General features: G+C 56.0%; 7 protein-coding genes and 1 pseudogene. 4 read left to right on the top strand and 4 right to left on the bottom strand.

The window, feature by feature from the left end; all coding sequences use genetic code 11:
* Positions 1-79: 79 nt before the first annotated feature.
* The 3 genes and pseudogenes from ABRP88_RS06120 to uriH all read right to left on the bottom strand — a co-directional run.
* A pseudogene (locus ABRP88_RS06120) lies at positions 80-466 on the bottom strand (gluconokinase); the annotation flags it as partial.
* 174 nt (positions 467-640) lie between these two features.
* Positions 641-2,425, bottom strand: coding sequence for a GmrSD restriction endonuclease domain-containing protein (locus tag ABRP88_RS06115; protein ID WP_349836626.1), 1,785 nt, complete (start codon positions 2,423-2,425; stop codon positions 641-643).
* Positions 2,426-2,630: 205 nt separating this feature from the next.
* A complete protein-coding gene (gene uriH / locus ABRP88_RS06110; RefSeq protein WP_349836625.1) occupies positions 2,631-3,572 on the bottom strand; it encodes a uridine-preferring nucleoside hydrolase UriH in 942 nt (313 codons plus the stop codon).
* Between the two features lie 149 nt (positions 3,573-3,721).
* Here uriH and ABRP88_RS06105 point away from each other — a divergent pair, with 149 nt between their 5' ends.
* From ABRP88_RS06105 to hepT, 3 genes are all read left to right on the top strand, one after another.
* Positions 3,722-4,846, top strand: a complete 1,125-nt coding sequence (locus ABRP88_RS06105; RefSeq protein WP_349836624.1) for an amidase family protein — start codon at positions 3,722-3,724, stop codon at positions 4,844-4,846.
* Between the two features lie 135 nt (positions 4,847-4,981).
* Positions 4,982-5,401: a hypothetical protein gene (locus ABRP88_RS06100; RefSeq protein WP_349836623.1), complete on the top strand. Its 420-nt coding sequence runs from the start codon at positions 4,982-4,984 to the stop codon at positions 5,399-5,401.
* A complete protein-coding gene (gene hepT, locus ABRP88_RS06095; protein ID WP_284770055.1) occupies positions 5,398-5,832 on the top strand; it encodes a type VII toxin-antitoxin system HepT family RNase toxin in 435 nt (144 codons plus the stop codon). The genes ABRP88_RS06100 and hepT overlap by 4 nt, the downstream gene beginning before the upstream one ends.
* On the opposite strand, the gene ABRP88_RS06090 is transcribed toward hepT, so the two are convergent.
* Positions 5,818-6,327 carry a 2'-5' RNA ligase family protein gene (locus tag ABRP88_RS06090; RefSeq protein WP_284784464.1) on the bottom strand — a complete coding sequence of 170 codons (510 nt, stop codon included), beginning with the start codon at positions 6,325-6,327 and terminating at the stop codon, positions 5,818-5,820. The genes hepT and ABRP88_RS06090 overlap by 15 nt on opposite strands.
* Before the next feature lie 376 nt (positions 6,328-6,703).
* Here ABRP88_RS06090 and ABRP88_RS06085 point away from each other — a divergent pair, with 376 nt between their 5' ends.
* Positions 6,704-8,650, top strand: coding sequence for a fructose-specific PTS transporter subunit EIIC (locus ABRP88_RS06085; RefSeq protein WP_349836622.1), 1,947 nt, complete (start codon positions 6,704-6,706; stop codon positions 8,648-8,650).
* Positions 8,651-8,695: the final 45 nt, after the last annotated feature.

Raw genomic sequence — 8,695 nt, 5'->3', positions numbered from 1 at the left:
AAAACCGGCTACCGGGCGGCTACCGCCACCCCGGTACCTGGTACCGCCTTACCGGTCCCTAAAACAAGCCCGCGTCATGCAACAGCGACGCTGGCATGAAGTGTCCCGGCCGGTGTTGCATCCGCTCATACAACACATCAAAGTCACCATGTACGTGCACAAACGTCACGCCTGGGCAGTACTTTCTAATCAGATCTCGGTACTTTCGCTTCAACGCGCTGCACCCCACCATCGCGCCTTCTGGCCTATCCGCCAGCCATTGACCAATCTGTTTTAGCCACGGCTCCCGGTCCTCATCATTCAGCGGCGTTCCCGCGGCCATCTTGTCGATATTTGCCTGCGGATGCATATCATCGCCGTCGCGGTACTCTAGTCCCACCAACGGAGACAGGGCCTGCCCCACCGTTGTCTTGCCCGAGCCAGAGACTCCCATGACGACGACATGACGGAATTTGTTCTGGTCCATGGCGGCTCCTCGAGTTGGGTTTTCCTGTTCAGTTTATCCGCTTAGAGTCACAAGACCCGAACTGTGAATTTGCGGATGTGGATCTTGACGAGGAGCAGCCTCTTTCCCAAAATTTGCGAGGACTTCTCAATTCCGAAGAAGTCTACAAAGATCCTTGACCCCATAACCGGCTTTTTAAAGTGAGAAGTAGTACTCCTTCATTTTCTTCGCCATCAAACGCCGCCGCTCTATGAGGAAATCTTCGAAATTCTCCACAGTCGTTTCAAAAAGGCTTGCTGGAACTGCATTTTCTTCAAATGACTTGTCAAAGTCAGCTTCAGTTGTAATCTCACCAAGAGTAGTCTGACCACTGCGAATTTGAGCCTTAACCTCATCCAAATAATCTGCAGGCAAACGGTTTCCAATGCGAATATTTACAGCAGTTTCCGTCATCGCATAGTTTGCTACCTGATTGTATTCACGCTTGTCATTTACACCATTCTTTCGCAGATAATCTTTCGGTACGAGATGGTGAATGTCACCTTGAATCTCTATCATATCGTGCACGCTGGAATGCTTGGACAAGAATGCTTGCGCCTTAGCTTTAACCTGAGATGCTAGGAAAGAACGGAACTGAGGATTGTTAATACTCGAGGATTCCAAACGCTGTGGCAGGCCAAAATCCCAAAACGCATCAGTAAGTTCGCTCTGCTCAATTTCTTGCAACGCAGCCTTCGCACCATGGCGCGCGATGCGCGATAAATCTCGTTCGAATCCGGTCTCAAAACTGCCAGAAGCTCTACCGGTCAGAAGCATCATGACCAGCCACCGACGCACTACGGAACTAACCTCGGAATCAGAACACTTGTCTTCGCGCATGATAAGGAAGAGCGCGTAGGCGAAGTTCACGGCATTGACAGAGCTGAAGAGCTTATTGCTCACAAACCCAGCAGACTTCACAATCGTGAGGAACTTCTTGAAATTGTATTCATTCACTGACAGAAGCAGGGCATCCTCGAACTTGTCATATGCTGCAGGGATACGTTCGGGGTCGAACTTACGGGTTTCCGGATCCAATCCGCTGAGTTCTCGAACCACGTAACTAATTTGGCCTCGCCGAAAGGCGACCATCGACGCAACACGGATCAGGTCAACATAAGTAGGGTCATACAAGTCCTCTGCGTCATTCTTCAGCCAGGAGATTTTGGGCCAGAACTTCGTTTGGACGAACTCCGTGTCTCGCTCAAGCTCCTCATAAGACTGAGGACTCACAGATAGATGAGCAAAGTAGTCAATTGTTTTGCGCAGGTTCCGCCCCTGCTCGCCTTGCGCGCTAATCTTACTCATGACGAAGTCAGAGCTACTCAGCGGTACGCCCTTGGAGTTAATGCGAACAAAGATCTCGGTAACTGTTTCAATATCGAGCTCATCGCTTAGGGAAATGATGCCAATCTGGGCATTCTTAATCCCCATCAGCTGCTGCAAGTTCTTGCCTACGATGCGCCGATCCGCACTAGGATTTTTGGTCAAATACTCATCCATAGCCTCAAAGACGTCATCGCCCTTCAGGAACTCGTGAATATCATAAATCCACTCTGGTGAACGTCGCAGTACTGGTGTTGCAGTCGCAAATTCCTCAGATTGCGGATTAAAGCTAATTACTACCCGCTTCTTCTCGAAGTGTTTGTTGATCACCGGCTCACCAGCTACCGCTGCGCGCAATGCTGTGGTGCGCTGTTGGCCATCGATAAGAATCTGTTGGTAACCGGCGTGTCCACCACCTTTTACAGGAGCTGCTTGGGATTGCCACGTGATGAGATATCCCACTGGAAAACCCCGGTAGAGAGAATCCATCAGATCGCGGACCTTTTTACTGGTCCAAACAAAAGGCCTTTGCATCTCTGGGATGGCAATATTGTTACTTTCAATCCAACCAAGGATGACACTGACCGTTTGCTGGTTCACCGTATATTTGTTCAAGAGAAAACTCCATAATCCGCTTCAATTAGCAGTACAACTGGACAATCAGCTGTGCAATAGCGCGGGTCGAGATAGGGCGTTTACTGCTACCAGGATAGCCTGTGTCCCAATCGGTATTTATAAAGCATTGCCCCATCTTCTCAATCGGGACTCGGTTCGCTTAACTGCAATGAAGCAGTTTACGTTGGTCAAAGCACACAAAGAGCTAGGCGAGATTTTTAAGGGCCTCGGTTACCAATTTCCAGAAGCCCGCATGATCTAACTTGGTAGCGACCTGGGTATGGCAGGTGTCATCAGCGGGTTCACGTAGATCAGTCACGGTCATACCGGTGGTAAGTGCGCCGGCGAGCTCAACGTGAACGGGTGCCTTGCGGGTTTGCACGATGCTCGGATCGATGAGGTAAGCCACCGTGCACGGATCGTGAACCGGAGGATCCGTAAATCCTTGGTTTTGCTGATACGCCTCACGGAAGAAGCCGAAGAGGCCGACAACAAAGTCTGAGACGGGCGTATTCAACGCCTTAATTTCGGCTTCGACCTCGGCGGTGGCCAGTGCCTGGTGGGTCAGATCTAGCCCCACCATCGTGACTGGCCACGGCTCTTCGAAGACGATATGTGCTGCTTCAGGATCGATCTTGATATTGAATTCGGCGACTGGGGACCAATTGCCTTCGTGGTAGCCGCCGCCCATAAGCACAACCTCTTTGACACGCTCTACGATGCGCGGTTCTTTGCGCGCGGCCATAGCGATATTGGTCAACGGACCCGTTGGAACCAAGGTAATGGTGCCGGGTTCATGGGCCATGATGGTGTCGATGATGAAGTCGATGGCGTGGGCATCGGCAAGCGCGGTGCTTGGGTCCGGAAGCTCGACGCCATTAACATCCATGCCGGTGGAGCCGTGGATGGACTCAGCAACTTCTACGGGGCGCACGAGCGGGCGATCGCAGCCGGCGTAGACCGGAATCTCTGGGTGGCCGGCGATCTCCTTGACCACCAGGGCATTGCGGGCAACCTTGTCCAAGGTCTGGTTGCCGCCGACGGTGGTAATGCCCAGCAGATCGATGTTGGGGTTGCCCATAGCCAGGAGCAAAGCCACCGCATCATCGTGGCCGGGATCGCAGTCCAGAATAATTTTTCGCGTCATGTCTCGAGCCTACTTTTGGTCACGGCAGGCCGCCACGGTTTCATCGTGTGGCACAGCTTCAGTTCCTCCGAGCTCACCAGCTGTACCCTTGGAAAGCAGCAACACACCCGTAAACCGTATAAACGCCATGGAAAGGATTTCGCCCCGCCATGCCTTCAATTTCGGACCGCCTGACCCAGGCACAGCAAGAATTTAACGCGGTGATTTCCACCATTCCTTTTGATGAAGACGCCGTGGATCCCGCGCCTTCGCTGCGCGGATTACCCATTGCCTTTAAAGACATCGTGGATATCGCCGGGGTGCCTACGACCTGTGGCACCAACGTCGATATGGGGCCGGTCCCGACACAGAATGCCACGGTGGCACAGCGGCTAATAGATGCTGGCGCGATTCCCGTTGCCAAGGCCAATCTCCAGGAGTTTTCCTATGGCATCTTGGGCGATGCCTCCGCATATGGCCGCGTGATCAATCCGCGCGATCCGCAGGTCTGCGGCGGTGGTTCTAGTTCTGGGTCGGCGGCCCTGGTTGCGTGTGGAGCACTCGATCTCACGGTGGGTTCTGATAGCGCCGGTTCCGTACGGGTCCCGGCCGCCAGCCAGGGTGTTCTTGGATTCAAGCCCACCACCGGCGCGATCCCGCTCGATGGCGTCTTCCCCTTCGCGCCGAGCTTCGATTGCATCGGATTCTTCGCCAGCTCCATCGAGCTCATCGAGCAAGCCCTGCTAGCCACGGTGGATAAGGTACCGACTCCGGCCGAGAATGTATCCGCCATCGATGTCTCTGCGTTGAAAACCAAAGGTGAGCGTTTTGCTGGTCTGCTGTCTGCGCTACAGGATTCCACGTTCGCAGCCGTGGAGCGCCTCGATTACTCCCAGCTCGAATCCACCATCGCTACCACCGCGAAGCTCTACGCGCCGATGCGCCTCAAGGAGGCCTATGACGTCCACCAGCCCCACCTTGACCAGCGGGATAAGTACCAGGATGTCATCTTGGAGCGCGTCCTCGGCGGGCAGGATATTTCTCAGGCAGACTACGACGCTGCAGCGCAGCAGGTAGAAGAACTGCGTACGAAAGCACTGGCGCTTTTCGATGCCTCCCCCATCATCCTCACCCCCCACCCTCGACGCCGGCCCCATCAAATGGGACGACATCACTGCAGAAAATACTGCCGACTCCGCCGCCAGCCTGCGCCGCTGGACCGAGCCTTTCAATGTGTTGGGTTGGCCGGCGATCACTATCCCACTGCGCACGAGGGACACCACGGGAGTGGGTGATGCGGTGCAGGTCATCGGCAAGCCGGGCCAGGATCTCACCGTCTTGCGCGTCGCCCGCGAAATTCAGGCACTGCTTTAAGCACACCGCAATTCTGCGCGTCTCTGCCTGCTAACGTCGTTGGTAAGGTGATCGTTATGAGCACTCCAGCACAGCTTGCCGCGCGGTTGCGCGCTGAGGCCGATGACGGCTCCTTGGAGTCATTCTGCTTGGATACCGGCATTGACCTGCTGGTTCTTTTTGGCAGCGCGCACGTAGATGCCACCAATGCTAATGATGTTGACCTTGCCTATTCGGTCGATTTCTCGCGCGCAAAAGCTGAGCGTCCCAACGTGCTCGACGCTGCCACGGCGTTTTACGCCCGCTATGGCGACGGCATCGATCTCATGTGCCTGGATACCGCAGACACGGTGGCGCAACATGAAGCTCTGCAAAAGTGCGAGCTCTTGGTCGATCCGTCCAATTCCAAGTATGGAACGCTGCAAATGATGGCGGCACGGGAGTACATCAATACGGCGTACCGTCGCGAGTTCGAGCTCAGGAGCTTAATGTCATGAGTCCACGGGATTTCCAATCAGACACTATCCGCAAAAGGCTTGTCTCCCTCCGGCGCATACTTGGCGAGCTTGAAAAATACCGGGATTCAGATGCGAAAGAACTGCGCTCTGACCTTTCACAAATGTATGCCGTGTTTTTCATGCTGCAGCAAGTAATCGATCTTGCCACGGATATTAACCAACACATTGCGGCAACGACCTTAAACGTTGCGGACTCTAGTAGCCGTCGCGGTTTCGAAGATCTCATCCGCGCGGGCGTTTTACCCGCTGACTTGGAGCAGGATTTCTATAAGAGTGCGGCTTTGCGCAATGTCATTACTCACCAATACGTTGAAGTTGATTTGGGAATCGTCTCCAATTCAATCCCGCGAGTATTAGATGTATATACGCAATACGTTAAATCGATTTCGCGCTGGCTAGCCTCCCGCTAGCACGGTCTTTTCTTGCGTGCGCGGGCGCCAATACGCAGCTTCTACTGCGTTAAGTTCCTTGAAGTGCGAGGACGTCAGTTCATCCATCGCGGTTAAATAGCCACCCACATCCTCGCGCGGTAAGCGCAGGCCCATCGTCAAGTGCGGGGTCCAGCGCGGACCGCGCCCCTCAGGATTGGCGGCGCTAATCTTCCGCGCTGCCATTTCGAGTTCATCGCTAGTTTCTAATAACCACGCCACGGTTCGTTTCCGCTTGGTGCCGAAGATGACATTTCCCACGCGCCGAAACGTCGCCGGAATAACCGCCGGTAAAAGCTCCGCGGCAAGCTCTACAACGTCGGGGTCCATCTCCGGCGCGAAGGTCACCGTAATATGCGGGCGCTGGTTCTGTACGGGGAATCCGCGCTCGGCCAGACCGGCAAAGATCTCCCGAATCTGCTCTTCCTGCTTTCCTGGCAGGTAGAGCAGGATATTATCCGGCGATGCTGTACTCACGATGCGGCTTTCTTCGTTTCAAGTGGGCACGATTCATTCGTGCTCCCCAAGTGCGGGCGGTTTCGGTTCTGTTTCTAGCTCTGGTTCTAGGGTACCGCCGGTCATCGCTTGTGCGATCTCCGCTATGCTATAGGTCCTTTGCACAGTTTGAGCAAACTCGCCCTTCAAAAATCGCATCGCGCCTTCAGTTGATGCAGAGGAGGTTGCACATCGGACACTGCACACAGGAGGTTGCACATAGGACCCTGCACATTAGCTCCCGTACATCGGACCCTGCATAGAGGAGGTTGCGCATAGGGCCCTTGCACGCCGGCCCCTGCGCAAAGAACCTTCCAATTCTCTTGTGCTCGTTTAACCGGGTGCCTTTAATAAGAATATGAGCACATCAGATTCTTCGCCTTTTATTCTCGCCATCACGGCGTGCCCAACGGGTATCGCCCATACTTATATGGCCGCCGAGAACTTAGAGGCTGCCGCCGAAAAGCTGGGCTACCGCATCAAGATTGAAACGCACGGTTCGATCGGCGTGGAGGGCAGCTTCAGCAGGCAAGACATTGAGCAAGCCGATGCCATTGTTATCGGTGCCGATACCGTCATCGCAAAGGACCGATTCCACGGCAAGCGATTGGTGGCCACCGGCGTGGACGAGGCCATCAAACACCCCGAGCAGCTATTGACCAAGTCCTTGGACGCGGCAGCGTGGAAGGGGGAGGATAAGGGGGCATCGGCAAGCGAGGCGGAGGACGCCGCGGAAGATGCGGGGCTGCGCGGTATTGGGCAGACCATGTACAAGGCGCTGATGAACGGCGTTTCCCACATGATTCCCTTCGTGGTCACCGGCGGATTGCTCATCGCGGTGGCGTTGTCCTTGGGTGGCACGCCCACGCCGGAAGGGCTGTCCATTCCTGAAGATAGCTTCTGGAATACGCTCAATGAGCTCGGTGGCCTGGCATTTTCGCTGATGGTACCGGTCTTGTCTGGCTACATTGCCGTTGGCATCGCGGATAGGCCAGGTTTAGCGCCAGGCCTTATCACCGGACTCATCGCCACAACCGGCTCGCTGTATGGGTCCGAGGCTGGCGCTGGATTCTTGGGCGGTATCGTCACCGGTATTCTCTCCGGCTACGTGGCACTTGCGATCAAGAAGATTCCGGTGCACAAATTCATCGCGCCGATTTGGCCGATTATCGTCATCCCGATTTTCACCACGCTGATAGTGGGCTTGACCTTCATCTATTTCATCGGCGCACCGATTGCCACCGCCTTTGAGGCCATGACCGAATACCTCAGCGGGCTGGAAGGCTCATCGGCGATTGTGCTGGGTCTTATCATCGGCGCGATGATCGCTTTCGATATGGGCGGGCCGTTCAATAAGACTGCCTTCCTGTTTGGCGGCGGCATGATCGCCGCAGGAAATGCCGCCCCGATGGGTATGGCCGCCGCCGCGATTGCGGTCCCGCCGCTCGCCGTGGGCGTGGCCACCCTCTTGCGCCGGGGTTGGTTCAATAAGGCGGAAAAGGACTCCGGTATCGCCGCGCTATGTATGGGATTTTTCGGCATCACCGAGGGTGCCATTCCCCTGGCTGCGGCGCGTCCCCTGCAGGTCATCCCGGCCAACGTGGTGGGCGGTGCCGTCACCGGTGCCATGGCCGGCGCATTCGGCGTCCAAGATCATGTCATGCACGGCGGCCCCATCGTCGCCGTTCTCGGCGCGGTGGATCAGGTGGCGTGGTTCTTCCTGTCCATGCTCTGCGGCGTTGCCGTGTGTGCCGCGCTCATGCTCCTGCTTATTCGCCTGACGCAACGCTCCCCGGAAACGGACGAGGCGACGGAATCACCCGCAGTGCTCCCGCTGCTCGGTACCTCTACCATCAGCCTCGATGAACCGCTCGGTTCCGATCCAAAGGCCGTCATCAAGTCGCTCGTTTCCCTCGCCGCAGCCGATGGCCGCATTAGCGACGCCGCTGCGGTTGCCGATGCCGCCCTTGCCCGCGAGTCCCAACACTCCACCGGCGTGGGCCACGGCGTGGCCATCCCGCACGCTCGTTCCGCTGGGGTTACCACACCGACGCTGGCCTTCGCCCGGCTTCCCGAAGGTGGCATCACCTGGGGCACCGGAGAAGGACCCACGAGCTTAGCGTTCCTCATCGCCGTTCCCGATGACGCTGGGAAACAGCACTTGAAGCTGCTGTCCACCCTCGCCCGCGCCATCATGAAGGAAGATTTCCGTGCTCAACTGCACGCGGCCAACTCCCGCGAAGAAGCAGAAGAGGTTATCGCCTCTGCCCTCCAAGTCGAGCTACAAGCCGCCGTGGAGTCTTAGTCTTCTACCTTGGCCTCAGCCTGCCCAGCAAGGAGCTGTTCCACC

The sequence above is a fragment of the Corynebacterium sp. KPL2734 genome, from assembly GCF_040225595.1.
Lineage (GTDB): Bacteria > Actinomycetota > Actinomycetes > Mycobacteriales > Mycobacteriaceae > Corynebacterium > Corynebacterium rhinophilum.
This window is presented reverse-complemented; position numbering and strand designations above follow the sequence as displayed.